The sequence below is a fragment of the Streptomyces sp. NPDC002004 genome (assembly GCF_053593975.1).
Genome location: NZ_JBSFDP010000006.1, coordinates 25,988 through 50,538, shown reverse-complemented (window position 1 = coordinate 50,538; position 24,551 = coordinate 25,988). Strand labels below are relative to the sequence as shown.

General features: G+C 70.1%; 20 protein-coding genes, 1 pseudogene and 1 riboswitch. Of the genes and pseudogenes, 13 read left to right on the top strand and 8 right to left on the bottom strand.

Annotation, left to right across the window (positions count from 1 at the left end; genetic code table 11):
• Nucleotides 1-9 precede the first annotated feature (9 nt).
• Nucleotides 10-2,286 carry a glycogen debranching protein GlgX gene (gene glgX / locus ACWCP6_RS12365; RefSeq protein ID WP_450932340.1) on the bottom strand — a complete coding sequence of 759 codons (2,277 nt, stop codon included), beginning with the start codon at nt 2,284-2,286 and terminating at the stop codon, nt 10-12.
• A 341-nt stretch (nt 2,287-2,627) separates the two neighbouring features.
• Here glgX and ACWCP6_RS12360 point away from each other — a divergent pair, with 341 nt between their 5' ends.
• The 6 genes from ACWCP6_RS12360 (at nt 2,628) to ACWCP6_RS12335 (ending at nt 9,342) form a co-directional block, all read left to right on the top strand.
• Nucleotides 2,628-3,839 carry a L,D-transpeptidase gene (locus ACWCP6_RS12360; RefSeq protein ID WP_450932339.1) on the top strand — a complete coding sequence of 404 codons (1,212 nt, stop codon included), beginning with the start codon at nt 2,628-2,630 and terminating at the stop codon, nt 3,837-3,839.
• A 158-nt stretch (nt 3,840-3,997) separates the two neighbouring features.
• Nucleotides 3,998-5,248, top strand: coding sequence for a L,D-transpeptidase (locus tag ACWCP6_RS12355; RefSeq protein ID WP_450932338.1), 1,251 nt, complete (start codon nt 3,998-4,000; stop codon nt 5,246-5,248).
• A gap of 110 nt (nt 5,249-5,358) precedes the next feature.
• Entirely contained in the window at nt 5,359-6,126 is a 768-nt protein-coding gene (locus tag ACWCP6_RS12350) for an enoyl-CoA hydratase/isomerase family protein (RefSeq protein WP_450932337.1), read from the top strand.
• 308 nt (nt 6,127-6,434) lie between these two features.
• Complete coding sequence (locus ACWCP6_RS12345) at nt 6,435-6,938, top strand: ATP-binding protein (RefSeq protein ID WP_450932336.1); 504 nt, start codon at nt 6,435-6,437, stop codon at nt 6,936-6,938.
• Nucleotides 6,939-7,366: 428 nt separating this feature from the next.
• Nucleotides 7,367-8,155 carry a polysaccharide deacetylase family protein gene (locus ACWCP6_RS12340; protein ID WP_450932335.1) on the top strand — a complete coding sequence of 263 codons (789 nt, stop codon included), beginning with the start codon at nt 7,367-7,369 and terminating at the stop codon, nt 8,153-8,155.
• Complete coding sequence (locus tag ACWCP6_RS12335) at nt 8,155-9,342, top strand: YVTN family beta-propeller repeat protein (protein ID WP_450932334.1); 1,188 nt, start codon at nt 8,155-8,157, stop codon at nt 9,340-9,342. Before ACWCP6_RS12340 ends, ACWCP6_RS12335 begins: the two co-directional genes overlap by 1 nt.
• Nucleotides 9,343-9,421: 79 nt before the next feature.
• Here ACWCP6_RS12335 and ACWCP6_RS12330 read toward each other — a convergent pair whose 3' ends face one another.
• Together ACWCP6_RS12330 and ACWCP6_RS12325 are read right to left on the bottom strand one after the other, a co-directional pair.
• Entirely contained in the window at nt 9,422-10,621 is a 1,200-nt protein-coding gene (locus ACWCP6_RS12330) for a cytochrome P450 (protein ID WP_450932333.1), read from the bottom strand.
• Complete coding sequence (locus tag ACWCP6_RS12325) at nt 10,605-11,327, bottom strand: tRNA-dependent cyclodipeptide synthase (protein ID WP_450932332.1); 723 nt, start codon at nt 11,325-11,327, stop codon at nt 10,605-10,607. The genes ACWCP6_RS12330 and ACWCP6_RS12325 overlap by 17 nt, the downstream gene beginning before the upstream one ends.
• 545 nt (nt 11,328-11,872) lie before the next feature.
• On the opposite strand from ACWCP6_RS12325, the gene ACWCP6_RS12320 reads away from it, so the two are divergent.
• Nucleotides 11,873-12,085: an EF-hand domain-containing protein gene (locus tag ACWCP6_RS12320; RefSeq protein ID WP_450932331.1), complete on the top strand. Its 213-nt coding sequence runs from the start codon at nt 11,873-11,875 to the stop codon at nt 12,083-12,085.
• 424 nt (nt 12,086-12,509) lie between these two features.
• Nucleotides 12,510-13,190: pseudogene (locus tag ACWCP6_RS12315) on the top strand (NADPH-dependent F420 reductase); the annotation flags it as partial.
• 52 nt (nt 13,191-13,242) lie between these two features.
• Here ACWCP6_RS12315 and ACWCP6_RS12310 read toward each other — a convergent pair.
• From ACWCP6_RS12310 to gcvT, 5 genes are all read right to left on the bottom strand, one after another.
• Nucleotides 13,243-13,797: a GH25 family lysozyme gene (locus ACWCP6_RS12310; protein WP_450932330.1), complete on the bottom strand. Its 555-nt coding sequence runs from the start codon at nt 13,795-13,797 to the stop codon at nt 13,243-13,245.
• A gap of 97 nt (nt 13,798-13,894) precedes the next feature.
• Nucleotides 13,895-15,262 carry an L-serine ammonia-lyase gene (locus ACWCP6_RS12305; protein ID WP_450932329.1) on the bottom strand — a complete coding sequence of 456 codons (1,368 nt, stop codon included), beginning with the start codon at nt 15,260-15,262 and terminating at the stop codon, nt 13,895-13,897.
• Between the two features lie 186 nt (nt 15,263-15,448).
• The gene (gene glyA / locus ACWCP6_RS12300; protein WP_450932328.1) at nt 15,449-16,708 is read right to left on the bottom strand and encodes a serine hydroxymethyltransferase; all 1,260 of its coding nucleotides are present in this window, start codon (nt 16,706-16,708) and stop codon (nt 15,449-15,451) included.
• Between the two features lie 13 nt (nt 16,709-16,721).
• Nucleotides 16,722-17,102 carry a glycine cleavage system protein GcvH gene (gene gcvH / locus ACWCP6_RS12295; protein WP_450932327.1) on the bottom strand — a complete coding sequence of 127 codons (381 nt, stop codon included), beginning with the start codon at nt 17,100-17,102 and terminating at the stop codon, nt 16,722-16,724.
• Between the two features lie 180 nt (nt 17,103-17,282).
• Entirely contained in the window at nt 17,283-18,398 is a 1,116-nt protein-coding gene (gene gcvT / locus ACWCP6_RS12290) for a glycine cleavage system aminomethyltransferase GcvT (protein ID WP_450932326.1), read from the bottom strand.
• 144 nt (nt 18,399-18,542) lie between these two features.
• A riboswitch (glycine riboswitch) is annotated at nt 18,543-18,639 on the bottom strand.
• Between the two features lie 264 nt (nt 18,640-18,903).
• Here gcvT and ACWCP6_RS12285 point away from each other — a divergent pair.
• From ACWCP6_RS12285 to ACWCP6_RS12265, 5 genes are all read left to right on the top strand, one after another.
• Complete coding sequence (locus ACWCP6_RS12285; protein WP_450932325.1) at nt 18,904-19,581, top strand: AAA family ATPase; 678 nt, start codon at nt 18,904-18,906, stop codon at nt 19,579-19,581.
• A gap of 42 nt (nt 19,582-19,623) precedes the next feature.
• The gene (locus tag ACWCP6_RS12280) at nt 19,624-20,397 is read left to right on the top strand and encodes an enhanced serine sensitivity protein SseB (protein WP_450932324.1); all 774 of its coding nucleotides are present in this window, start codon (nt 19,624-19,626) and stop codon (nt 20,395-20,397) included.
• Between the two features lie 147 nt (nt 20,398-20,544).
• On the top strand, nt 20,545-21,339 hold the full coding sequence (locus tag ACWCP6_RS12275; protein WP_450932323.1) for an enhanced serine sensitivity protein SseB C-terminal domain-containing protein: 795 nt from the start codon (nt 20,545-20,547) through the stop codon (nt 21,337-21,339).
• A 377-nt stretch (nt 21,340-21,716) separates the two neighbouring features.
• Nucleotides 21,717-22,715 carry an ABC transporter permease gene (locus ACWCP6_RS12270; protein WP_450932322.1) on the top strand — a complete coding sequence of 333 codons (999 nt, stop codon included), beginning with the start codon at nt 21,717-21,719 and terminating at the stop codon, nt 22,713-22,715.
• Nucleotides 22,716-22,773: 58 nt separating this feature from the next.
• On the top strand, nt 22,774-24,525 hold the full coding sequence (locus ACWCP6_RS12265; RefSeq protein ID WP_450932321.1) for an ABC transporter substrate-binding protein: 1,752 nt from the start codon (nt 22,774-22,776) through the stop codon (nt 24,523-24,525).
• Nucleotides 24,526-24,551 lie beyond the last annotated feature (26 nt).

The window sequence follows — 24,551 nt, the reverse complement described above, 5'->3', positions numbered from 1 at the left end:
TCCCCGCGGTCACGACCGGACGCGCAGCAGCAGCACCGTGCGCCCCGGAATCGTCACCGTCGTGCCCGCCCGGTGCACCGTCTCCGGGGGTCCGGCCTGCTCCTCGTCCGAGGTGTCGACGACGACCTCGTACTCCTCGGCCCAGGGCGGCCCCGGCAGCGCGAAGTCGACCGGGCGGTGACCGGCGTGCAGGACCGCGAGGAAGCTGTCGTCCGTGACGGGCGCCCCCCGTGCGTCGCGGCCCGGGATGTCCCGCCCGGAGAGGTACATGCCGAGCGTCGCGGCGGGCGCGTACCAGTCCTGCTCGGTCATCTCGGTGCCGCGCGCCGTGAACCACGCCAGGTCGCGCAGCCCGTCGACCGAGTGCGGGCGGCCGGAGAAGAAGGCGCGGCGCCGCAGCACCGGATGGCGGTGGCGCAGCCGTATCAGCCGTGACGTGAGGTCGTACAGGGCCTTCCAGCCGGGCTCCCGGAGCAGGCTCCAGTCGATCCAGCTGATCTCGTTGTCCTGGCAGTAGGCGTTGTTGCTGCCGCGCTGGGTGCGGCCGAGCTCGTCGCCCGCGACCAGCATGGGCACGCCGGTGGAGAGCAGCAGCGTGGTCAGCAGATTGCGCAGCTGGCGGCGGCGCAGCGCGCGCACTGCGGGGTCGTCGGTCTCGCCCTCGACACCGCAGTTCCAGGCACGGTTGTCGTCTGACCCGTCGCGGTTGCCCTCGCCGTTGGCCTCGTTGTGCTTGCGCTCGTACGACACGAGGTCGCGCAGCGTGAAGCCGTCGTGGGCGGTGATGAAGTTGACGGAGGCGTACGGTCGGCGGCCGCCCCAGGCATAGAGGTCGCTGGACCCGGAGAGGCGGTAGCCGAGGTCGCGCACATCGGGCAGGGCGCCGCGCCAGTAGTCCCTCATCGCATTGCGGTAGCGGTCGTTCCACTCCGTCCACAGGGGTGGGAACGCGCCCACCTGGTAGCCCCCGGACCCGACGTCCCACGGTTCGGCGATGAGTTTCACGCGCCGCAGCACCGGGTCCTGGGCGATCACCGCGAGAAAGGGGGACAACATGTCCACGTCGTGGAACGACCGGGCGAGCGCGGCCGCCAGGTCGAAGCGGAAGCCGTCGACGCCCATCTCGGTGACCCAGTAGCGCAGCGAGTCGGTGATCAGACGCAGTACCTGCGGCTGGACGACGTGCAGCGTGTTGCCGCAGCCCGTGTAGTCGGCGTACCGGCGGGCGTCCGCCTGGAGCCGGTAGTAGCCGCGGTTGTCGATGCCCTTCAGGGACAGCGTCGGGCCCAGCTCGCCGGCCTCGGCCGTGTGGTTGTAGACCACGTCGAGTATGACCTCGATGCCCGCCTCGTGCAGGGCGCGCACCATCCGGCGGAACTCTCCGACCTGCTGCCCGCGCGTGCCCGTCGCCGCGTACGCCGCGTGCGGCGCGAAGTAGCCGATCGAGTTGTAGCCCCAGTAGTTGCGCAGCCCCCGCCGCAGCAGATGGTCCTCGTGCGCGAACTGATGCACCGGCAGCAGCTCGACCGCGGTCACCCCGAGCCGGCTGAGGTGCTCGATCGCGGCGGGGTGCGCGAGGCCCGCGTAGGTGCCGCGCAGCTCCTCGGGGATGTCCGGGTGGAGTTTGGTGAAGCCGCGCACGTGCAGTTCGTAGATGACCGAGTCCGCCCATGGCGTCTTCGGCCGGCGGTCGTCCATCCACTCGTCGTCGGGCACGTCGTCGTGCACGACCACACCCTTGGGGACGTGCGGTGCGGAGTCCCGGGAGTCGCGCACGGTGTCGGCGACGTACTGCTGCGGCCAGTCCCGTACATGACCGTAGACCTCGGGCGGCAGCGTGAAGTCGCCGTCCACCGCGCGGGCGTACGGGTCGAGGAGCAGCTTCGCCGGGTTCCAGCGGGCGCCCGTCCAGGGGTCCCAGCGGCCGTGCACCCGGAAGCCGTAGCGGCGGCCCGGCAGCACACCCGGCACGAAGCCGTGCCAGATCTCATGGGTCAGCTCGGTCAGCGGACAGCGCGTCTCGTGGCCCTCGTCGTCGAAGAGGCACACCTCGACCGCCTCGGCCCCGCCCGCCCACAGGGCGAAGTTGGTGCCCGCGACCCCGTCCGGGCCCACCCGGAAGCGGGCGCCCAGGGGGGTCGGCGTCCCGGGCCACACGGGAACGGCGGGCGCCGGGCGGCCGCCCGCCCGGTGACCGTTCAGCACGGACGAGGGGCGTTCGGGCACGGTGCCGTTGCCCGTGCTCCGCCCCTCCTGGACTGCCTCCTGCTCGGCTGCGCTCGACACGTGTCGGCCTCCCGCGGCTCGGGTGGACGACGTGCCGCGACGAGCGCGCGGTGTCCCGTCCGCGGCTCCCCGGGTGTCGTCCTCCCCACTGTTCTGCCCACCGATCGCCTCGCACTCACGTTTCCCCAGGAGGGCAGGGGAGCGCGGCTCTCGCGAGCACGGCGTGGCCCGGCGCACGGCGGCCGTCCCGGAGTGGCAGCGGCGGGCAGGCGGCGCACCGCATCTCGCCGGAGGCCGGACCGCCCGGGAAGCCGGGCACTGCATCACCCGGGGGAACGACCCGCCCACGCCGGGCCGGTCAACCGCCCCGGGGCGCACACAAGCCCTATCGTCGGACAACCGTGAAGCACGATGCGAGGCGCGCACGGCGCGCAGCGGCGGCGTTGGCCGCCGTACTGACCTGGTCGGGCCTGCTGGCCTCCCTCGCCGGTTGCTCTCCTGACGAGCTGCTCGGCAAGTCCCCCGCACCCGAGGACGCCATCAGGGTGATCCCGGACGACGGCAGCAAGGACGTGCGCCCCGGCCAACCGCTGGAGGTGCGAGTTCCGGGCGGCCGGCTGGAATCCGTGAAGGTCGTCAGAAACCAGGACGCGCAGAGCACTCCGGTGCCGGGACGGATCTCCGCGAACGGACTGAGCTGGCGGCCCGACGGCGACGGCAGGCTGGCCGGGGCCGCCAAGTACATCGTCGACGCGGTCGCGCTGGACGAGTTCGGGCACCGGACGGCGCGGCACACGACGTTCACGACCGTCGTCCCGGCGCAGCGGTTCATCGCGTACGCCGCGCCGGAGAACCGCTCCACCGTCGGCACCGGCATGATCGTCTCGCTGAAGTTCAGCCGGGAGATCCGCGACAAGGCCGCCGTGCAGCGCGCGATCCGCGTCACCGCGAAGCCCGCCGTCGAGGTCGCCCCGCACTGGTTCGGCGACAAGCGCCTCGACATCCGCCCCGAGAAGTACTGGAAACCGGGCACCAAGGTCACGGTGCAGCTGAACCTCCAGGACGTCGAGGAGGCACCCGGCGTCTACGGCCTCCAGCACAAGACGGTCTCCTTCACGGTCGGCCGCAGCCAGGTCAGCCTCGTCGACGCCGACGCGCACACCATGGAGGTCCGCCGCGACGGCGAGCTCGTCCAGACCCTCCCGATCAGCGCGGGTGCCCCCGACGCGACGACGTACAACGGCAAGATGGTCATCAGCGACATGCAGGACGTGACCCGGATGGACGGGGGCACGGTCGGTTTCGGCGGCGAGTACGACATCCCGGACGTGCCGCACGCGATGCGCCTCACCGACAGCGGCACCTTCCTGCACGGCAACTACTGGGTGTCCGGCGTGTTCGGCAGCGAGAACGTCAGCCACGGCTGCATCGGCCTGCGCGATGTGAAGGGCGGCAGCCCCAAGACCCCCGCGGGCTGGTTCTACGACCGCTCGCTCATCGGCGACGTCGTCGAGGTGGTCAACTCCGACGACAAGATGGTCGCCCCGGACAACGGCCTCGGCGGCTGGAACATGAACTGGAAGAAGTGGAAGGCGGGCGCGGCGCGCTCCTGACGGCTCGTCGGGCCCGGGACGGCCCACGGAAAACTGGGACTGAACAGTGACAATCGCGGGGAGCCATCGCACAGGGCCGGATGGTTAATGTACGCACGGGCGCGCGGGGCGCGCTGTGAGTGCGGGCCCGGTCGGGCCGTGCGAGGGGAGACACAACGTTGAACGGGCGACCGATATCGGGGGCGTCGGTTGGTGCGCGGCTGCGTGCGCGGCGTCAGGGGGGAACGGGGCTGCTCGCCCTGCTGCTGGGAGCGATGCTGCTGCTGGTCACGGCCTGCGGCGGCGGCTCCGGCGCCGGGGCGGACGACGGCAAGGACGGCAAGGGGCCGGAAAAGGCGGCGGACAAGCAGTCCCAGGCCGTGGTGAGCATTGCGCCGAAGGACGGCGCCGACGGCGTCGACACCGGCGGCGCCCTCAAGGTGACGGCCGACCACGGCAAGCTGACCGAAGTCAAGGTCGAGGACACCAAGGGCAACGAGGTCGAGGGGAAGATCACCGGCGGCGGGGCCACCTGGACGCCGTCGTACCACCTGGCCTCCGCCACCACCTACAAGGTGCACGCGGTGGCCAAGGACTCCGAGGGCCGCGCGTCGGCCAAGGAGTCGAAGTTCACCACGCTGACGCCGAAGAACACCTTCATCGGCAACTACACCCCCGAGGACGGTTCCAAGGTCGGCGTCGGCATGCCGTTCTCGGTGCGCTTCACCCGGGGCATCACGCACCCGGAGGACGTCGAGCGGGCGATCCGGATCACCACCGAGCCCAAGGTCGACGTCCAGGGCCACTGGTTCGGCAACGACCGGCTCGACTTCCGCCCGGAGAAGTACTGGGCCGCCGGCACCAAGGTGACCGTCAAGCTCGACCTCGACGGGGTCGAGGGCCGGCCCGGTGTGTACGGCAAGCAGCTCAAGACCGTGAAGTTCACGGTCGGCCGCAGCCAGGTGTCCACCGTCAACGCCAAGACCCACATGATGACGGTGAAGCGGGACGGCAAGGTCATCAAGAGGATCCCGATCACCACGGGCAAGCCGGGATACGACACCTGGAACGGCCAGATGGTCATCAAGGAGCGGCTCCGGGTCACCCGGATGAACGGCGAGACCGTCGGATACGGCGGCGAGTACGACATCAAGGATGTGCCGGACGCCCAGCGCCTGACGGACTCGGGCACCTTCATCCACGGCAACTACTGGGGCGGCGACGCCTTCGGCAACTACAACGCCAGCCACGGCTGCGTCGGCCTGCGCGACGTGCGCGGCGGCGGTGACCGCTCGGTGCCCGCGGCCTGGTTCTTCGACCACTCGATCATCGGTGACGTCGTGATCGTGAAGCACGCGCACGACAAGACCGTCGCCCCGGACAACGGCTACAACGGCTGGAACATGTCCTGGGAGGACTGGAAGGCGTAACGCTTCGCCTTCCGCCCGGCCGCGCTGCGGCCACGGCCTCGAACGGGCCCGGTGCACTGTGACACAGTGCACCGGGCCCATTGTCGTTAACGGCGGCTAACCTGCTCTGCATGACTGTGCATCTCGAAGTCGCCGAGGGCGTCGGCACGATCCGCCTCGACCGTCCGCCGATGAACGCGCTGGACATCGCCACCCAGGACCGTCTCAAGGAACTCGCCGAGGAGGCCACGCGTCGCGACGACGTGCGCGCCGTGATCCTCTACGGCGGCGAGAAGGTGTTCGCGGCGGGCGCGGACATCAAGGAGATGCAGGCCATGGACCATACGGCGATGGTCCTGCGCTCCCGGGGCCTGCAGGAGTCCTTCACCGCCGTCGCCCGTATCCCCAAGCCGGTGGTCGCGGCCGTCACCGGGTACGCGCTCGGCGGCGGCTGCGAGTTGGCGCTCTGCGCGGACTACCGCATCGCCGGGGACAACGCCAAGCTCGGTCAGCCCGAGATCCTGCTCGGCCTGATTCCGGGTGCGGGCGGCACCCAGCGGCTGTCCCGGCTGGTGGGCCCGTCGAAGGCCAAGGACCTCATCTTCACCGGCCGCCATGTGAAGGCCGACGAGGCGCTCGCCATCGGGCTCGTGGACCGTGTCGTGCCGACCGCCGAGGTGTACGAGCAGGCCCACGCCTGGGCCGCGAAGCTCGCCCAGGGGCCGGCGCTCGCGCTGCGTGCCGCCAAGGAGTCCGTCGACGCGGGTCTGGAGACGGACATCGAGACCGGACTCGCCATCGAGCGGAACTGGTTCGCCGGGCTGTTCGCGACCGAGGACCGCGAGCGCGGTATGCGCAGCTTTGTGGAGGAAGGCCCGGGCAAGGCCAAGTTCCTCTGAGCGCACGGCGGTTGTCGCATCGTCGGTTCGTCGGTTCGTCGGCCCGTCAAGCCGTCATGGTGGCGTGAACCGGCACCGTCCCCCGTAGGGGCGGTTTATGGGGACCTTAAGACAACCTTAAACATCTGTGATGGCCCGCGCTCGGTGATCATTCGTAAGCGAAGGGTCATTGCAGGTCAGTGAGGGTGCGCGAAGTCCTTTTCTGCCACCGGCATATGCCTCGAAGCGCCCCCGGAATCGAAGATTCCGGGGGTCGTATTCCTTCGGAACGGCCCCCAACTGCCTTTCTGGCCGCCATGATGGGGGGCATGGCGGGGCTGGAGGGTTTCGAACAGCCGCGGCGGCACGCGAGTGCCACTGCGGCACGCTGGTCGCCGACGGTGGCGGACGAGCAGGCACTCAGGGTGCTCGAGTTGTTCGGCAACCCGACCGAGCGGGAGGTGCCGCTGCCCTCGCGTCCCGAGTCGGCCGCCGCGGCCCGCCGGCTCGCCCAGGTCGTGGTGCTCCGTCAGTGGGCACTCTCGCCCAAGCTCACCGAGGACACCGTGCTCCTCGTCTCGGAGCTCGTCGGCAACGCCGTGCGGCACACCGGCGCCCGGATCTTCGGGCTGCGGATGCTGCGGCGCCGCGGCTGGATCCGCGTCGAGGTGCGCGATCCGTCGCGCGGCCTGCCCTGCCTCATGCCGGTCCATGAGCTCGACGTCTCCGGCCGTGGGCTCTTCCTGGTCGACAAGCTCTCCGACCGCTGGGGCGTGGATCTCTTACCCAGGGGCAAGACGACATGGTTCGAGATGCGGGTCGCCGACCGCTGACGCCGCTTCCCCGGCCCCCGGATGCACAGAAGCCCCCGACTGCCTTTGTGCGGTGCTCGGGGGCTTCTCTGATGCGGCGCGGATGCGAAGGGGGTGTGCTCCGCGGTCGCTACGACGACCTGGCCCGGGTCAATGGGGGTCGCGGCCTCCGACTATGGCAGACGGGGGCCTCTGATCCAAAAGTCCCTACTCGGGCATAAGGGTAGATATGCTGGCGTTTCCAAAGTGAATCTTTGGTGAGATGGGCCACGGGCCTGGTAAACGCTGGTTAATCGATGCTGTTACCGATCGTTCGATGATTTCTTGACGCTCCGGGCCGTCCTGGCGTTCCCTCGCGCGCCCACGGGGCCGGGGTGCGGTGCAAGGTGCCGGAGGGTTCGAACGAGTCATTCGCCAGTTTTCATGACAAATCGTCTTTAAATGGTCGGGTGACCTCGACCGACCGCCGCTCGGCCCTGCGCACCGGCGCAGGGCTCGCCGTCGCGGGCGCGCTCACCGGCTGCTCCCCGACCCGTCCGGCGCCGGAGCACATCCGCCCGGAGACCCCGTCCGCACCGGCGCGGACCGCTCGTGCCGCGCCCGAGCGCGCGGCGCCCGCCCCGCGCCGCTTCTCCGGCCTGCCCGTGCAGATCACCCACAGCCCCCGGGGCCGCCGCCAGGTGGCGCTGACCTTCCACGGCCAGGGCGACCCGGCCGTCGCCCGCTCCGTGCTCAAGGAGGCCGAGCGCGCCGGCGCGAAGGTCACCGTGCTCGCCGTGGGCACCTGGCTGGACGAGCACCCCGAGGTCGCCCGGCGCATCCTCGACGGGGGCCACGACCTCGGCAATCACACCCTTCGCCACCTCGACATCAACACCATGCCGGAGGCCGAGGCACGCGCCGAGATCACCGGCTGCGCGGACAGGCTGCGCCGGCTCACCGGCTCGATCGGCACCTGGTTCCGGCCCTCGCGCGCGCAGCTGGCGTCCCCGCTCGTGGAGCGTCTGGCGCGCGAGGCCGGATACCCGCACGTGCTGTCGTACGACGTCGACTCGCTCGACTACACCTCGCCGGGCGCCCCCGCCGTCGTGCGAACCGTCACCGGGCAGGCGGGCGCCGGTTCGGTGGTGAGTCTGCACTTCGGGTACGCGGACACGGTTGCCGCGCTCCCCGACGTCCTGGAAGAACTCGACCGCCGCGGCCTGCGCGCGGTGACGACCACGGAGCTGCTGACCTGATGTCTGTGCACCTGACCCTCACCAAGCGCGCCGGAGCCCTGCTCGCCGGAGCCGTCGCCATGGCCGCCCTGACCGCGGGCTGCTCCGGCGGCGACAAGCAGGCCGACCAGGCCCTCGGCACCCAGGCGGCGCTGCGGCCCGCCGAGCCGAAGGCGCAGGGACTGCCCGGGATGCCGCCCGTGCTCGACCCGAAGGACGTGTATGCAGCCGACCGGCCCGGCAATCTCTCGCCGGTCGTCAAGGACTTCCCGTCGCTCGTGTACGTGCCCAACACCAACTCCAACACGGTGTCGGTCATCGACCCGAAGACGTACCGGGTGATCCGGACGATCCCGGTGGGCGTACAGCCCCAGCACGTCGTGCCGTCCTGGGACCTGAAGACGCTGTGGGTCAACAACGACCGCGGCAACTCGCTCACGCCGATCGACCCCAGGACCGGCAAGGCGGGCAAGACCGTCGACGTGCACGATCCGTACAACCTCTACTTCACACCCGACGGCAAGTACGCCGTCGTCATGGCCTCGCTCGACCGCGAGCTGGTCTTCCGCGACGCGCACACCATGGAACGGGTCAAGACGGTTCCGGTGAGCTGCTACGGCGTCAACCACGCGGACTTCTCCCTGGACGGCCGGTACTTCATCGTGTCCTGCGAGTTCTCCGGCGAGCTCCTCAAGGTCGACACGGCGAAGATGCAGGTGGTGGCCCAGCAGCGGCTGCCGTACAGCGGGGCGATGCCGCAGGACGTGAAGATGTCCCCGGACGGCAGGAAGTTCTACGTCGCCGACATGATCGCCAACGGTATGTGGGTGCTCGACGGCGACACGTTCGGCAAACCGACGCTGCTGCCCACCGGCAAGGGCGCCCACGGCCTGTACGTCAGCCGCGACTCCAAGGAGATGTTCGTCTCCAACCGGGGCGAAGGCACCATCTCCGTCTTCGACTTCGCCAAGGACCGGCTGACCAGGAAGTGGGTGCTGCCCGAGGGTGGCAGTCCCGACATGGGCGGGGTCTCCGCCGACGGCAAGGTGCTGTGGCTGTCCGGGCGTTACGACTCCGAGGTGTACGCGATCGACACCCGCACGGGGCAGCAGATCGCCCGCATCCCCGTCGGCAGCGGGCCGCACGGTCTTGCGGTGTACCCGCAGCCGGGCCGCTACTCGCTCGGGCACACGGGCATCTTCCGCTGACGGACCGCGCCGGCACCCGCCGCCGTGCGCCCCGGCGGCGGGCGGGGAGCACGGCGGCGGGTGACCGTGGAGGGCCGGTTCACCACGCCACGGGCAGCCGCTCCGGAAGCCGCTTGATGAACCCCGTGCGCCACACCAGCTGCTGAGGCGGCACGGCCAGCCGCAGCCCGGGCAGCCGCTCCACCAGTGCGGAGAGCGCGACCTCCGCATGGGCGCGGCCCAGCGCCGAGGCGGGGCAGAAGTGCCGGCCCGCGCCGAAGGACAGGTGCGGGTTGTGCCGCCGGTCCAGGTCGAGGCGTTCCGGGTCCTCGAAGACGGCCGGGTCGAAGTTGGCGCCCTCGACCAGCACCAGCACCAGTTCTCCCCTGCGTACGACGACGCCGTCGAGCTCCACGTCCTGCAGGGCGAGCCGCGGCAGACCGTCGCCGATGGACAGGTTCCACCGCAGCAGCTCGTCCACGGCCCGGCCGATGCACTCCGGGTGTGCGCGCAGACGCTCCATCAGCTCCGGCCGCTGGAGCAGAGCGAGCACGGCCAGGACGAGGAACGCGGACGTGCTGACCGCGCCCGCCCCGAACAGCGACAGGGCCACCGTCGCGAGCATCTCGTCGGTCAGATGGGCGGACTCCGGGTCCTCGCGCAGGGCGGCGAGCCGCTCCAGCAGGCCCGAGCGCCGGCCCGCGGGGGCGTTGAGCTGTTCGACCATGTAGCCGAGGTCCTTGTACCAGTTGAGCGCGGAGTCCTCGAAGGGCTCGGCCGCCGTCATGAACGCGATGTCGATGCCCGCCATCAGCCGCCGCCGGTCCGCGAACGGCACCCCCAGCACCTTGCAGTGCAGCGCGGCCGAGAAGGGGTCGGCGAACCCGGCCCGGAGGTCGACCGGCGGACCCTCGGCGAGCAGGTCGTCGATGAGGGCGTCCGCCTGCCCGCGCAGCCATCCGGCGACACCGTCGGTACGGGGGTTGAGGGACTTCATCACGGCACTGCGCAGCCCCGCGCTGTTGATGTTGCCCATGTTGTTGACGACCTCCGGCGGGATCGTCAGGGCGTACTGGCGGGGCACTCCCGCGTTCGCGGTGTCCTTGAGGCTGAACCGTTCGTCCTCCAGCACCTGTTTGGCGAGCCGGTACGAGCTGACCAGCCAGGCCTCGTCGCCGGTGAGTGTGCGCACCTTCGCGACCGGGTGTTCCGCACGGAGCCAGGCGCACTCCTGGGGCAGCACATCGCCGCGCCGCGGGAGCGGGAAGTCGAGCACGGGCGTCTCATGCTGCACGGTCACGGGCTCCGTTCCCTTCCGGTCGTACGACCGCGTAGGCCTGGTTGCGGGTCGCGCGCAGCCCGCCGCCGCGCGCGTAGAGGACCTCGGTCAGCGGCAGCACCGTGTGGTACGCGGCCACCGAACTCGGCACGTCGAGGATTCCCGGGGTGTCGATGAAGAAGGGGAGCTCGGCGGCGATGTAGTCGAGGCACGCGGCGCGCTGCCGCTCGGTGCCGGACCGGCCTTCCGCCAGCTTGGGTTCGAGGAATTGGCGGACCATGTCGTCGCAGCCCTCGCGGAACGAGTCGTCGTACGTCATGAAGTGCCGTACGCGGCGGTGCAGCAGTTCGTAGACGGGATGGCCGGAGAACTCCGACAGCGCGCGGATGCGGATGTTCCTGCGCCCGTCCGGTGGCCCGGCACGTTCGACGCCCTTCACTATCCGGCGGCGCACCGCCTTCAGCTCCTTGGCGGCGCGGCGTGCGGCGTGCTCCGGGGTGTGGCCGAACGCCTCGAAGAGCGTGTCGACATGGAGGTCCGCGTACACGAAGTCGATCTCCGCGAAACGGTCGTGGGCCCAGGCCGTGAGATCGGCTATGCGATCGGCGCTGAAGTAGCTGTTTCCCGGGCTCACCCCGATGAGTACGTGGTCGCCCTCCTCCCGGATGATCTGGCAGGTCCGGGTGAAGGGCAGGACCTCGAAAACGTCTGGGTGTGTGGTCGTCACAGTGGATTCGCCCTTGCCGTCGCATGTCCCTGGGAGCCGGGTGCTCCTGGTGTGGCGGCGGTACGCGGAACGTTAGACCGCGAGGGCGGAGAGTGACGAACACCTGACCGCCGGATTGACGGGAACTCGCCTGTACACGGCCGGAATTGGATTGGATATTCCGGTCTACGGAATAGTGGTCGATGTTCGACGGGATGTCCGCGGCTCCCGCGGGGGTGGAATGCGCGATTCCTGGGTGAACGGGTGGTGAACGGCGTTTCTGTGTCCACCGGTCGGAATCCGGCCGCGCGCATCCCCCTCGCCCCGTTCGGTGTTGCCCGCGTCCGCGCCGTGACACTTCGCGGGCGCCGCAGGCCGACGCACCCTCGCGGGCCGTGAATATCCGGACAAGTGACCTTTGTACCCCTGTACTCCGCTCCGGTCCTGCGGTCCCCGGCCCGCATTCCGCCGTGCTGCACGGCGGACCGGGTGGCCCCCGCGCCGGCCGCCTCTCCGGGCCGTTAATCTGACCCCCGTCAACAAGGCACCAAGAAGGGGCGGATCCGGTGGCGGACATCGAGGAAGCACGCAAGGCGTTCGACCGGTTCGATGCGAACGGCGACGGCTTCATCACGGCGGCGGAGTGGAAGAGCGCCATGGCGCAGATGGGGGACTTCTACGCCACCGAGGCGGTGGCCGAGGCCGTCATCGCGAAGCAGGACACCAACGGCGACAAGCTCCTCTCCTTCGACGAGTTCTGGGCCCACCTGAACAAGTAGTTCCGTAGGCCGCCCGAACGAGCGGCGAAGCGAGAGACGGGGCGGGCACGGCATCAGCCGGCCCGCCCCTTCGCGTACCCCCTCGGCGTGCATGTGCCGTGCCGGGCACTCCACGGCCGGGCCCCCGCTCCCGCCGCCCCGGCGAGCGGGCCGCCCGCCGTCCGCGGGTGCGCCCCGCCGAACGGTAGGGATCCGGTCAACCGAGGTGGTGGGAGGCCGGAAGGCGCGGAATGCCGGAATAGCCGATGGCGGCCGGAGGTTGGTGGACTTTCGACAGCACTGCCGAAAGCGACAAGCGCACATCAGCACCGACTGGTGGCGACAAGCACTGTCGAACACCGACAAGCGATGTCAAGGGCCGACAAGCACCGACACCTGCCGATGACAGTGCTGCGACAGGCAGACAGCACCGAGAAGGTTCTCCCCTCCGGAAGGTCAAGTCATGAAGATCGGCATCATCGGCGCCGGGCACATCGGCGGCAATCTCACCCGTCGCCTGACGGCGCTGGGCCACGACGTGTCCGTCGCCAACTCGCGCGCCCCCGAGACCCTGGCGCCCCTGGCCGAGGAGACCGGCGCCACGCCCGTGTGGGCGACCGAGGCGGCCAAGGACGCCCAGGTCGTCGTGATCACCGTCCCGGTGAAGGCCGTGCCCGATCTGCCGAGCGGCCTGCTGGACGGGGCCGCCGAGGGCGTCGCCGTCATCGACACCAACAACTACTACCCGCAGCAGCGCGACGGACGGATCTCCGCCATCGAGGACGACGGGCTGACCGAGAGCCGCTGGACCGAACGGCAGATCGGCCACCCCGTCATCAAGGCCTTCAACGGCACCTACGCCCAGGACATCCTGGACAAGCCGCAGCCCAAGGGCACGCCCGGCCGTATCGCCCTGCCGGTCGCGGGGGACGACGAGGCCGCCAAGCGGGTCGTGCGCGACCTGATCGACGAGATCGGCTTCGACACCGTGGACGCGGGCGGCATCGACGAGTCGTGGCGCCAGCAGCCGGGCACCCCGGTGTACGGCCTCGCGGCGGACGCCGAGGCCGTCGGCAAGGCGCTGGCGGAGGCCGGCCCGGAGCGCACAGCGGCGTTCAGGGGCTAGTCGGCGGACGCCGTCACCGGGCCGTCCGGGGCCGGCAGCGGGCCCGGACGGCTCACGAGCCCCGGGCCCACTCCCGGAGCTTCGCGGTGCTGGAGAAGTTGGCCACGTCCTTGTCCAGCGGATGGTCGGAGTACTGGTGGAAGGTCCAGTGCGCCTTGATCCGGGGCTTGCCCGCGGTCGTGGGGTCGGCGATCCAGAGCCCGTCGCCCGCGTGCGACGTCCGGTCCACGTTCAGCCAGAAGTCGCGGTTGCAGTACAGGACGACCCGGTGGTGCGGACGCAGCCGCTTCACCTCGTGCAGGAACGCGTCCTTCTCGGCGTTGCTCGCATGCGTGCCCTCACCGGTCCGCTCCCAGTCGACCGCGAGCACATCGTGCTCCCTCGACGCGCACTCGGTCACGAAGTACTCGGCCTGCGCGGCGATATGGCCCGGCCACAGGAAGTGGTAGAACCCCACGACACAGCCGGCGTCGCGCGCCTGCTTCGCCTGCGCCCGTTGCCGGGGGTTGATGTACGACCGTCCCTCGGTGGCCTTCACGAACACGAAGGCCAGACCGTCGGTCTCGAACGACGACTGATACGCGCTGACATCGATGCCATGGAGCATCCGACAGCCTCCTGACGCACTGTGTGGGGGGAGCCCGGCCCCTGAATGGTTCCCAAGGGCCGGGCGCCTCATCCCAGGTGTCGGCGCGGCGGGCGGTTCAGCACTCGATGATGTTCACCGCCAGCCCGCCCCGGGCCGTCTCCTTGTACTTGACGCTCATGTCGGCGCCCGTGTCCTTCATGGTCTTGATGACCTTGTCCAGGGAGACCTTGTGGCTGCCGTCGCCCCGCATGGCCATCTTGGCGGCGGTCACGGCCTTCACCGCGGCCATGCCGTTGCGCTCGATGCAGGGGATCTGGACGAGGCCGCCGACGGGGTCGCAGGTCAGGCCGAGGTTGTGCTCCATGCCGATCTCGGCGGCGTTCTCGACCTGCTCGGGGCTGCCGCCGAGGACCTCGGCGAGGGCGCCGGCGGCCATGGAGCAGGCGGAGCCGACCTCGCCCTGGCAGCCGACCTCGGCGCCGGAGATCGAGGCGTTCTCCTTGAAGAGCATGCCGATGGCGCCCGCGGCGAGGAGGAAGCGGACCACGCCGTCCTCGTCCGCGCCCGGGACGAAGTTCATGTAGTAGTGCAGGACGGCCGGGATGATGCCGGCGGCGCCGTTCGTGGGCGCGGTGACCACGCGGCCGCCCGCGGCGTTCTCCTCGTTCACCGCCATCGCGTAGAGCGTGGCCCACTCCATGGCGTGCGCGTGGGGGTTGCCCTCGGCGCGCAGCTGGCGGGCCGTGGTCGCGGCCCGGCGGCGCACCTTCAGGCCACCCGGCAGGATGCCCTCACGGGAGATGCCCCGGGAGACACAGGCCTGCATCACATGCCAGATGTCCAGGAGGCCGGAGCGGATCTCGTCCTCCGTGCGCCACGACTTCTCGTTCTCGAGCATGAGCGAGGAGATGGACAGGCCGGTCTCCCGAGTGAGGCGCAGCAGCTCGTCGCCCGTGCGGAAGGGGTGCTTCAGCACCGTGTCGTCGAGCTTGATCCGGTCCTCGCCCACGGCGTCCTCGTCCACGACGAATCCGCCGCCGACGGAGTAGTACGTCTTCTCCAGCTGGACGGTGCCCGTCGCGTCGTACGCCCAGAGGGTCATGCCGTTCGCGTGGTACGGCAGCGCCTTGCGGCGGTGCAGGACCAGGTTCTTGTCGAAGTCGAAGTCGATCTCGTGCACGCCCAGCAGGCTGATCCGCCGGCTGCTCCGGATCCGTTCCACCCGGTCGTCGGCCGTCTCCACGTCCACCGTGCGCGGCGACTCGCCCTCCAGGCCCAGCAGCACCGCCTTCGGGGTGCCGTGGCCGTGGCCGGTCGCGCCCAGCGAGCCGTACAGCTCCGCGCGTATGGAGGCGGTGTGGGCCAGCAGGCCCTCGTTCTTCAGGCGGCGGGCGAACATCCGCGCGGCGCGCATCGGGCCCACCGTATGGGAGCTGGACGGGCCGATGCCGATCGAGAACAGGTCGAAGACCGAGATGGCCACGGGGAACTCCTCAAACAAGTGGTAGACGCCGTTGTCCGCCGAGTGGTGCAGGAACGTTTGTCCGCCGGTGTGGGGTGCGGGAAAGGGTGAGAAGGAGGCGGAGGGTCCGGGGCACCGCACGCACGGTCAGTGTGCACGGCGCCCCGGACAATCGTACGTACTCGGTACGTACTCCGAGGAAACGAACTACTTCAGACCCGGGTACAGCGGGTGCTTTGCCGCGAGGGCGGCGACGCGGGCCTTCAGCTGCTCGGCGTCGAAGCCCGGCTTGAGGACCTCGGCGATGATGTCCGCGACCTCGCGGAAGTCCTCGGCCTGGAAACCGCGGGTGGCCAGCGCGGGGGTGCCGATGCGCAGGCCCGAGGTGACCATCGGGGGCCGGGGGTCGTTGGGGACGGCGTTCCGGTTGACGGTGATGCCGACCTCGTGGAGGCGGTCCTCGGCCTGCTGGCCGTCCAGCTCGGAGTCGCGCAGGTCGACCAGGACGAGGTGGACGTCGGTGCCGCCGGAGAGGACCGAGCCGCCGGCAGCCCTGACGTCGTCCTGGACCAGCCGCTCGGCGATGATCCGGGCGCCGTCCAGGGTGCGCTGCTGGCGCTCCTTGAACTCCTCGGTCGCGGCGACCTTGAAGGAAACCGCCTTGGCGGCGATCACGTGCTCCAGGGGGCCACCCTGCTGACCGGGGAAGACCGCCGAGTTGATCTTCTTGGCGAGGTCCGCGGTGGACAGGATCACACCGCCGCGGGGTCCGCCGAGGGTCTTGTGGGTGGTGGTGGTGACCACGTGGGCGTGCGGGACGGGGTTGGGGTGCAGGCCCGCGGCGACGAGGCCGGCGAAGTGGGCCATGTCGACCATGAGGTAGGCACCGACCTCGTCGGCGATGCGGCGGAAGGCCGCGAAGTCCAGCTGCCGCGGGTAGGCGGACCAGCCGGCGACGATCAGCTTCGGCTTGGACTCCTTGGCCAGACGCTCGACCTCGGCCATGTCGACCAGGCCGTCGTCGCCGACGTGGTAGGCGACCACGTTGTAGAGCTTGCCGGAGAAGTTGATCTTCATGCCGTGGGTCAGGTGCCCGCCGTGGGCGAGGTTGAGACCCATGATCGTGTCGCCGGGCTTGAGCAGGGCGAACATCGCGGCGGCGTTGGCCTGGGCGCCGGAGTGCGGCTGGACGTTGGCGTGCTCGGCGCCGAACAGGGCCTTGATGCGGTCGATGGCGATCTGCTCGACCACGTCGACGTGCTCGCAGCCGCCGTAGTAGCGGCGGCCGGGGTAGCCCTCGGCGTACTTGTTGGTCAGCACCGAGCCCTGGGCCTGCATGACCGCGACCGGAGCGAAGTTCTCCGAGGCGATCATCTCCAGGGTCGACTGCTGACGGTGCAGCTCGGCGTCGACCGCGGCCGCGACATCCGGGTCCAGCTCGTGGAGGGAGGTGTTCAGAAGCGACATGGGTGAGTGGTCCTTAGTTGCCGGCGGAGAACGCGGAGTACTCGTCGGCGGAGAGCAGGTCGTCCGGCTCGTCCGTGACGCGCACCTTGAACAGCCAGCCGCCCTCGAAGGGGGCCGAGTTCACCAGCGACGGGTCGTCCACGACGTCCTGGTTGATCTCGACGATCTCGCCCGTGACCGGCGCGTACAGGTCCGAGACCGACTTGGTGGACTCCAGCTCGCCGCAGGACTCACCCGCGGACACCGTGCTGCCGACCTCCGGGAGCTGGGCGTAGACGACATCGCCGAGCGCGTTCGCCGCGAACTCCGTGATGCCGACCGTCGACACGCCGTCCTCGGCGGTCGACAGCCACTCGTGCTCCTTGCTGTAGCGAAGCTGCTGGGGGTTGCTCATGGCCTGAATTCTCCTGTACGCGGGGGAGTGGTGATGAACAAGGGGTCTTGGGATATGAGACGCGCGGGCGTCCGGCACCCTGCTGTGCGCAGTGTCACGCGTGATGCCTCTGTGACGTGATGAGACTTCCGTGACGTGGCATGATTTCTGCCGTTTTGGGCGCCTTGTACGGCTTCTGTGCTACTTCTGCCGCTTGTAGAAGGGCAGGGCGACGACCTCGTACGCCTCGTGGGCGCCGCGGATGTCCACGCCGACGCCCTCGGCGCCCGGCACGGCGTGCTCCGCGTCGACGTAGGCCATCGCGATCGGCTTGCCCAGCGTGGGGGAGGGGGCACCGGAGGTGACCTCGCCGATCACCTCGCCGCCGGCGACCACGGAGAAGCCCGCACGCGGCACCCGGCGGCCCTCGGCGATCAGGCCGACGAGCTTGCGCGGCGCCTTGGTGGCGGCGCGCTCGGCGGCGGCCTCCAGAGCCGCCCGCCCCACGAAGTCGCCCTCCTTCTCGAACTTCACGACCCTGCCGAGGCCCGCGTCGAAGGGGGTCAGTGCGGTGGTCAGCTCGTGCCCGTACAGCGGCATGCCCGCCTCCAGGCGCAGCGTGTCGCGGCAGGACAGACCGCAGGGCACCAGACCGGCCGGAGCGCCGGCCTCGGTCAGCGCCTGCCACAGCTTCTCGGCGTGCTCAGGGGCCACGAACAGCTCGAAGCCGTCCTCGCCGGTGTAACCGGTGCGGGCGATCAGCGCGGGAACCCCGGCGACGGTCCCCGGCAGGCCCGCGTAGTACTTCAGGCCGTCCAGGTCGGCGTCGGTGAGCGACTTGAGGATGCCGGGGGACTCGGGGCCCTGCACGGCGATCAGCGCGTACGCGTCACGGTCGTCGCGCACCTCGGCGTCGAATCCGGCGGCGCGCTCGGTGACGGCGTCCAGCACGATCTGGGCGTTGGAGGCGTTCGCCACGACCATGTACTCGGTCTCACCGAGGCGGTACACGATCAGGTCGTCGAGGATCCCGCCGTCCTCCCGGCAGATCATGGTGTACCGGGCCCGGCCCACGGCGATGCTGCCGATGTTGCCGACGAGCGCGTGGTCCAGCAGGGCCGCGGCCTGCGGGCCGGTGACGGTGATCTCGCCCATGTGGGAGAGGTCGAACAGGCCGGCCTTGGTGCGGACGGCGTTGTGCTCGTCGCGCTCGCTGCCGTAGCGCAGCGGCATGTCCCAGCCCGCGAAGTCGGTCATGGTGGCGCCCAGCGAGCGATGCAGCGCATCGAGGGCGGTGTGACGGGGGGCGTTGCTCATTACGTACTGCTCCCAGGGCATGCATGACGGGCGAGGACGATCCTCCCCATCTGTCATCGGAACCTGAGAGGTTCGCCAAGAGCCCGCACCGGGGACTCGGCTTGCACCTTGGGTGGAGCCACAGGGCTCGCTTTTCAGATCTGCCTCATCCACGCGGTATCGGGGCCTGAGAGATTCAAGGGAGGAACTTGCTCCTTCGGCGCCCCGGCCTCACGGCCGAGAGCTCTCCCGCGCGGATTCAAGCGGCCTGTATGCAGTTGGCGCGCACATCATTGCACGGCTCGCCGCGATGCGGCAGTCGCAGATCCGACCGGTACCCACGAAGCGGCGGTCCCGGCCCCGCGCTGCCCCGCCGGCCCGGCCCCGTGCGACCCCGCAGGCCCGGTCGCGGGGTGCGGGAACCGGGCGACTCCCTTGTGTCGGATTACCTTCTCTTTACACTCGTCGGGGAGAGGCACCGGAGGTGTCCGGAAGCAGTCGTATCCCCAGGGGGAGGCCGATCGCGGTGGACAGGACCAGGGCGTACGCCACCACGGCGGGGGTCGCGCTGCCCGGGCAGCGGCGCGTGCGCGCGGCGCACGGACCCGTCCCGCTCGTCCGGGACCTGCGCGGACGGCGCCCCGCCGTGCTGTCCTTCGCCGAGGGCGACGTGGTCGTCGTCTCCGGGCTGCCCGGCAGCGGCAAGTCGACGCTGATGCGGCGCACCGCCGCCGGCGCCCGGGTCGACTCGCAGGACATGCGCGAGCACTGGGCCCGCCGCATGCCCCGCTTCCTGCCGTACGCCGTGTACCGGCCGCTCGTCCGCATCGCTCACTACTGGGGTCTGCGCCGCGCGCTGGGTTCCGGAGGGAGCGTCGTCGTGCACGACTGCGGTACACAGGCGTGGGTGCGCCGCTGGCTGGGCCGTGCGGCGCGCAGACGCGGCACCGTGCTCCATCTGCTGCTGCTCGATGTGCCGCCCGAGACGGCCCGGGCCGGCCAGCGCGAGCGCGGCCGCGGCGTCTCGCACTATGCCTTCCTGCGGCACCGCAGGACCGTGGCCCGGCTGCTGACCGGAGTGGAGCGGGGAGAGCTGCCGCGCGGGTGTGCCTCGGCCGTCCTGCTGGACCGCCGGGCGGCCGACGCCCTGCGGACGATCGCATTCCATGGACGGAGCGTCCGCGGCGCACCCGGGACGCGTTAGGGTGCGACCCGCAGCAGCGTTACGAGCAGGTGGTAGGAAGAGATGGACATCCCGGCGCAGGCCGCCGCTCCCCATCCCCACGCGGGGTGGCCCGGCAACGAACTGGAGGAGGTGCTCGCCGCATCCCTCGGCGCCGCCGCATCGGCGGCCGGCCGGATCGTGGAGGTCCTCGGCCGCAGCCACGTCTGGGTGCCGCTGCCGAACGGCGGCAGCCCCGACGGCGGGAGCCTCGACCTGCCCGCCATCGAGATCGACGGCCAGGCCTACGTCCCCGTCTTCAGCTCCGAGCAGCAGTTCCGCCAGGTCGTGGGCGACGCCATGTCGTACGCCGTCGCGCCCGCCGTCGAGTTCGCGCGCGGCCTGCCGCCCCAGCTCGGCATCGCGGTGAACCCCGACGGCATCGTCGGCGTTCCGCTGCCGCCCCCCGCCGTCGCCGAGCTGTGCCGCACGGGCCGCAGCGAGCTCGACGGGCCCGCCGGCGGCGGCCGCGTCCACCTGCGCGAACCCGACTGGCAGGAAGACCCGGTCGACTTCCTGTCGGCCGCGTCCGCCGAGTTCGCGGACGCCGGTGTGGTCCTCACCGCCCGCCGCTGCCTGGCCAGCGTCGAGGGCGACGCCCCCGTGCTGTTCGTGGGCGTCGAACTCTCCACGTGGGAGGGAAACGCCCGGGAGCTGCCGATGGACGCGCTGGGCCGTGCCCTCGGCAGGGCCTCCGCCGCCTGGCCGGTGAACCTCGTCCTGCTGGACATCACCGACGACCCGGTGGCCGACTGGATGCGCCAGAAGGTGCGCCCCTTCTACCACCGGGGCCACTGACCTTGACCGCTCTCCTGGCACCCGCTCGCGAGTGCACCGGCGACACCACGGGCCCGGTGCGTCAAGTCGGTGTCAGGGACGCCGCTTAAGCTGGTTTCATGACGGGGTCGGGTGCGTGTTGAGAGCGTCGCGAAGGGGCGGTCAAGGGTGAGTGCGTCGGGCACGGCTGCGGCCGGACAGGTCGAGCACATGCTGCGCCAGGTGACACCCGGGCGCTACGACGCGTACGAGGCGTTGCTGCGCGCCCTCGCCGACCCCGCGTCCGGCCAGATCTGGATGCTGCTCTGGCACGGACAGGCCGGCTCGCCCGACGCGCAGTACGGGAACATGGAGGTCGACGGCTTCGGCTACGCCCCCTGTGTGACCTCCGCGCAGGAGCTGTCGGCGAGCGGCTGGAACCGTTCGTACGAGGTCGTCCCGGTGCTCGACGTGGCCCGCACCCTCTACCCCGACCAGTACGGCCTCTGGCTCAATCCGCACGCTCCGGGCGGCGGTGTCGGCATCCCCTGGCTCGACCTGCGCCGGATCGCGACCGGCCTCGACCGGCAGCCCGCCGGGCCGCTGCGGATCGGCGAACCGGGCATCGAGATCCCCCAGTTCTACGCGCTGCTCACGCAGAACGCCCACCGCACCCCCGCCGTCCGCTCCCTGCGCCGCGCCTGGGTGCAGCCCGCGCTCGGCGCCCCGTACCTGGCCATCGGCCTCGACGTCTACGACACGAGTCCGCCCGCCGTGGACGCCGTACGGGCGATGATGCAGCAGTCCATCGGCGCCGTCCCGGACGGGCTGCCCGTGTCGACGGTGGCGCTCTCCGACGAGTACGACCCCGTCGCCATGTGGCTGCGTGCCAACGCCCGCCCGTTCTACGACCGCGAGTCCCACGCCGCCCCCTCCTCCCCGGCCGCCGGATACGGATATCCCCCGGCGCGCGGCGCGTACTGATTCACCTTAATTGCCCCGGGTCCGCCCCCTCTCGGCGTCCATCGGCCAACTTGCCCCCATGAGCGGCCGCTTGGCGGTTCCGTCCCCCGCGCGGATCGCCGTACGTGCCCGTCACATGCGATTCCAGCTATCGACCATGGTGTTCGGATAGCGGAATGTTCCAGGCCACATCACGGTTGCGCATCCTTTCCTGGCCAGATCTGGCGGGTGATCACGGGGGCGTTGAAGACTCCCCGCATGCACGGGCCGCTCGGCCCCATGTGCGAGCTGCGCGATCAAATGTCCCGAGTCGGGACCTCTCGCGCTGCAGACGGGTAGGGGCCGCTACAGCGGCAAGCGCGGGCCGGTCACCTCCGGCCGGGAAGGGGCAGTCACCCGTGACCGCACCGATCGAGACCACCGGGGCCGCGGCCGAGGCGCAGCCCGAGGCAGTCCTCGCCGGAGCCAAACAGAGCCAGATCGAAGGCCGTTCCCTCGGACAGATCGCATGGACCCGCTTCAAGCGGGACAAGGTGGCCGTCGCGGGTGGAATCGTCGTCCTGCTGCTCATTCTGACGGCGGTGCTCGCCAAGCCGATCCAGGCCGTCTTCGGCCTCGACCCCAACGACTTCCACCAGAACCTCATCGACCCGGCCCTGCTTGCTCCCAAGGGCGGCTGGGGAGGTATCAGTTGGGACCACCCGCTGGGTGTCGACCCGCAGTACGGCCGTGACGTCCTCGCCCGTGTCATCGAGGGCTCGTGGGTCTCGCTGCTGGTCGCCGGCGGATCGACCCTGCTGTCCGTGGTGATCGGCGTCGTCATGGGCGTGGTTGCCGGCTTCTACGGCGGCTGGGTGGACACGCTGATCAGCAGGGCCATGGACACCTTCCTCGCCTTCCCGCTGCTGCTCTTCGCGATCTCGATCTCCGCTTCGCTCCAGGACGGGGCGTTCGGACTCACCGGACTGCCGCTGCGCATCGCCGTCCTGATCTTCGTGATCGGTTTCTTCAACTGGCCGTACATGGCGCGCATCGTGCGAGCGCAGACGCTGAGCCTGCGTGAGCGCGAGTTCGTCGAGGCGGCCCGCAGCCTGGGTGCCCGCGGTCCGTTCATCGTGTTCCGCGAGCTTCTGCCCAACCTCGTCGCACCGATCCTCGTCTACTCGACGATGCTCATCCCGACGAACATCCTCTTCGAGGCCGCCCTCAGTTACCTGGGTGTGGGCATCGCTCCGCCGCAGGCCTCCTGGGGCGGCATGCTCACCACCGCCACGCCCCTCTACGAGGCGGATCCGATGTACATGATCGTGCCGGGCCTGGCCATCTTCATCACGGTCCTGGCATTCAACCTGCTGGGCGACGGGCTGCGTGATGCGCTCGATCCCCGCAGCAAATAAAGCGCGGCAACAGCCAGTTCGTCCGCAGCAACCATCCGATTGAGGGGGCTTTCCTCAGGTGAAGACCAAGAAAGTGACAGCAGCAGTCGCCACTGTTCTGGCGCTGACGCTGGGCGCGACCGCGTGCAACGGCTCCAAGGATGACGGCGGCAAGGGGGGCTCCGCCAAGGCAGACGCCGCGCTGACGTCCGTCGTCAACAAGAGCGACAAGAAGGGCGGCACGGCCTCCTACGAGCTGGCCGACACGCCGGACTCGCTGGACCCGGGCAACACGTACTACGGCTGGGTGCAGAACTTCTCCCGTCTCTACGCGCGTACCCTGACCACCTTCAAGCCGGCGGCCGGCAAGGCGGGCCTCCAGGTCGTCCCGGACATGGCCGAGTCCCTGGGCAAGCCCAGCGCCGACGCCAAGACCTGGACGTACAAGCTGCGTGCGGGCCTGAAGTTCGAGGACGGCACGCCGATCACCTCGAAGGACGTCAAGTACGCCGTCGAGCGTTCCAACTTCGCCCCCGAGGCGCTGTCCAACGGTCCGACCTACTTCAAGGCGCACCTCGAGGGCGGCGACAAGTACAAGGGCCCGTACAAGGACAAGTCCAAGGACGGCATCAAGTCGATCGAGACGCCGGACGACCGGACGATCGTCTTCCACCTGAAGGACGCCTTCGCGGACTTCGACTACCTGGCGACGTTCTCGCAGACCGCCCCCGTGCCGCAGGCCAAGGACAAGGGCGCCTCCTACGTCCAGCACATCGTGTCCTCGGGCCCGTACAAGTTCCAGTCGTACGAGGAGGGCAAGGACGCCACCCTCGTCCGCAACACCAGCTGGGACCCGAAGACGGACCCGATCCGCAAGGCCCTGCCGGACAAGATCACGCTCCGCTTCAAGGTCAACCAGCCGACGATCGACAACAGCCTGATGTCGGACGCCATCACGACGGACGCGGGTGGCACCGGTGTCGCCCCGGAGACCCAGCCCAAGGTCCTGCAGAGCGCCAAGTACAAGAGCCAGCTGGACGGCTCCTACGCCGGTGCGACCTCGTACATGGGTCTGAACCTGCACGTGAAGCCGTTCGACAACGTCCACTGCCGCAAGGCCGTGCAGTGGGGTCTCGACCGGGCCTCGGTCCAGGCCGCCGCCGGTGGTGACCCGAAGGGTGACGTCGCCACGACGCTGCTGCCGCCGACCGTCAACGGCTACAGCAAGTTCGACCTGTACCCGACCGCGGGTCACAAGGGCGACGTGGCCAAGGCCAAGGACGAGCTCAAGCAGTGCGGCAAGCCGAAGGGCTTCTCCACCAACCTGACGGCCCGCTCGGACCGTCCGGCGGAGATGGCCATGGCCACCGCCATCCAGGCGTCGCTGAAGAAGATCGGCATCACGGCGGACATCAAGTCCTACCCGACCGGTAAGTACTTCACGAACTTCGCGGGCAACCCGAGCTACGTGCACGCGCACAAGCTGGGCATGATCATGACCGCGTGGGGCGCCGACTGGCCGACCGGCTTCGGCTTCCTGGACCAGATCATCAACGGCTCGGCCATCAAGCCGTCCGGTGGCAACAACGTCCAGGAGATCGACGACCCGAAGATCAACAAGGCGCTGAACGACGCGATCGCCAACACCGACGCCGCCGCCCGTGCCAAGGCCTGGGGCGACATCGACAAGATGGTGGCGGAGAACGCCTCGGCCGTGCCGCTGACGTACCGCAAGAACCTGCTGCTCCGGCCGACCTCCGCGACGAACGTCACGGTCACCCAGGCCTACCTCGGCATGTACGACTACCTGCTGATGGGCTCCGCGAAGTAGCAGCGGGCCCGGTGGGCTGAAGAGAC

Bases quoted from the DNA above. Each gene is read 5' to 3' on its own strand.
- ACWCP6_RS12280 (WP_450932324.1), top strand. From the start codon at position 19,624: ATGGACATCCCGGCGCAGGCCGCCGCTCCCCATCCCCACGCGGGGTGG.
- ACWCP6_RS12345 (WP_450932336.1), top strand. From the start codon at position 6,435: ATGGCGGGGCTGGAGGGTTTCGAACAGCCGCGGCGGCACGCGAGTGCC.
- ACWCP6_RS12350 (WP_450932337.1), top strand. From the start codon at position 5,359: ATGACTGTGCATCTCGAAGTCGCCGAGGGCGTCGGCACGATCCGCCTC.
- ACWCP6_RS12335 (WP_450932334.1), top strand. From the start codon at position 8,155: ATGTCTGTGCACCTGACCCTCACCAAGCGCGCCGGAGCCCTGCTCGCC.
- ACWCP6_RS12310 (WP_450932330.1), bottom strand. From the start codon at position 13,797: ATGCTCCATGGCATCGATGTCAGCGCGTATCAGTCGTCGTTCGAGACC.
- gcvT (WP_450932326.1), bottom strand. From the start codon at position 18,398: ATGAGCAACGCCCCCCGTCACACCGCCCTCGATGCGCTGCATCGCTCG.
- glyA (WP_450932328.1), bottom strand. From the start codon at position 16,708: ATGTCGCTTCTGAACACCTCCCTCCACGAGCTGGACCCGGATGTCGCG.
- gcvH (WP_450932327.1), bottom strand. From the start codon at position 17,102: ATGAGCAACCCCCAGCAGCTTCGCTACAGCAAGGAGCACGAGTGGCTG.